The organism is Candidatus Saccharimonadales bacterium (assembly GCA_036397795.1).
Classification (GTDB): Bacteria; Patescibacteriota; Saccharimonadia; order Saccharimonadales; family DASWIF01; genus DASWIF01.
In genome coordinates this window covers 1-1,709 of sequence record DASWIF010000078.1, presented here as the reverse complement: position 1 = coordinate 1,709, position 1,709 = coordinate 1, and the positions used below count along the sequence as shown (strand labels likewise).

The following is a 1,709-nucleotide window of genomic DNA, read 5'->3' as shown; positions in this document are numbered from 1 at the left end:
GTGCCGGCGGAATCTTTTTGGCCATCACCCAAGGTCGATTCGACATTAATACATATTTCGGGCATAAAAAGCCAAGAACAATTGTCCCAAAGTTTTAAAAACCTGGAGCTGAAAGAATTTTGGCAGATCGCGAAAATTGGTTTTTCAGCCCGACGAAAGCAGCTTAAAAACAATCTCCAAAACGGGCTGCATTTACCCCAGGAACAGGTGGCTGAAGCGCTGGCGGCGGTCGGTCTGGAGCCTTCGGTTCGAGCTCAAGAACTGGAAGTTGGTGAGTGGATTGAGCTTGCCAAAAGAGTAAAAAAATATCGGAGTAAGTAGTTCAAAATTAGTTTGGTTTAACGCCGATTTTCTGTTATAATAAACCCATTCGAAAGGGTAATTGTTGATAACATTAATCGGTATTTTTTATATCAGGCGAGCGGCTGAAAAGCGCTCCGGTTTTCTTGAACACTGAGCCATTTTTTTGGCTTAGACAAGTTTTCTTTTTAACGCTCGCAATTTCAAGCCGAATGGCAGATAACAAAAAAATTGATGAGGGTATGCAGGTGCTCCAAGAAGTGTACCAGGATGTGGCCGGCGGCAGCACCGAAATTATCCGTCATCGACAACCGAGCGGCGAGTCAATTCGCAAGCAAGTCAAAGATGTTTTTGCCGACGACCGCAAGGCCGAGCGGGTGCTGGCCTGGTCAACGCTTGGCATTGGAATAGTGGCTCTTGTCTTTGGCTTTTTTTATTTCCAAAATCAAATTTCCTCTCCAAACCAGAGTTCTAGAGCCGTGGCTTTAACCGAGGTTGATCCGAATAGTCTGACGCCGGAGCAGGAGGCGCTGGCCGCGATTGACACTGACGAAGACGGCCTGTCTGACTACGCCGAACTCTACATTTACAGCACAAGTCCGTATTTACCGGACACTGATTCGGACGGAGTTACAGACAAAGATGAAATTGAGCGGAATTTGAATCCGAACTGCGCGTTTGAGCGGAATTGCTCGGATTTGCTGACGTTAACTATTCCGGCCGAGCAGGACTCTGCTCTGCCCGGCTCACCGGCCGCGCTCGGAGATATTCGGATTGAAGGCCGAATTACGGCCGAAAAAGTCCGCGATTTATTTTTAAGAATCGGCGTCCAGCCAACCCAGCTTGAAGGTCTGACCGATGATCAGCTATTGCTGGCGTACGAAGAACTGATTCGCCGAACCGGCGCTGACACTGCCCCCCAGGTTCAGCCCCAACCAGTCGCCGAACCTGAGAGCATTGACGAGCTTTCCGCGACTGAGCTGCGCCAGCTTTTGCTGGAAAGCGGGATACCCGCCGAGGTGCTGGATGAAATCTCTGACCAAGAGCTGTCCGTAATAGTTGAACAGTCGCTGCAGACTGAGATTGAAAATTAGCTTTCCGTAGATAAATAGACATGCCGAATTTTCAGAACATAACTAAGCGTTTCATTCTCGGGGTTTTGATGCTGGCAATGTTCACGACCGGCGCGTTGTTGTCTTCCCGCGTTGTCCCGGTCGCGTTGGCTCAGGTCGTGCCGGTGGCGGATATAATTCAACACGGCCTACAGACTGGCACGATGGCTCAGGTTATTAAAGTTTGGGTTCAGCGGAATGCCATCGCGGTTTCTGAGAAGCTGGAGCGGGCGCGCAAAGAAGCTGAGCGAGAGGCGCTTAGAGAATCATATTTAACCCTCTACACTTCTTACATTG

General features: G+C 49.4%; 3 protein-coding genes. All 3 read left to right on the top strand.

Features of this window, described 5'->3' with window-relative positions:
• A partial coding sequence (locus tag VGA08_04255) for an rRNA adenine N-6-methyltransferase family protein (protein HEX9679800.1) occupies positions 1–321 on the top strand: 321 nt, incomplete at its 5' end.
• A 191-nt stretch (positions 322–512) separates the two neighbouring features.
• Complete coding sequence (locus tag VGA08_04250; GenBank protein ID HEX9679799.1) at positions 513–1,394, top strand: hypothetical protein; 882 nt, start codon at positions 513–515, stop codon at positions 1,392–1,394.
• 20 nt (positions 1,395–1,414) lie between these two features.
• The coding region (locus VGA08_04245) for a hypothetical protein (protein HEX9679798.1) at positions 1,415–1,709 on the top strand (295 nt) is incomplete at its 3' end.

Coding starts and splice junctions, on each gene's coding strand:
- VGA08_04250 (HEX9679799.1), top strand. CDS start 513: ATGGCAGATAACAAAAAAATTGATGAGGGTATGCAGGTGCTCCAAGAA.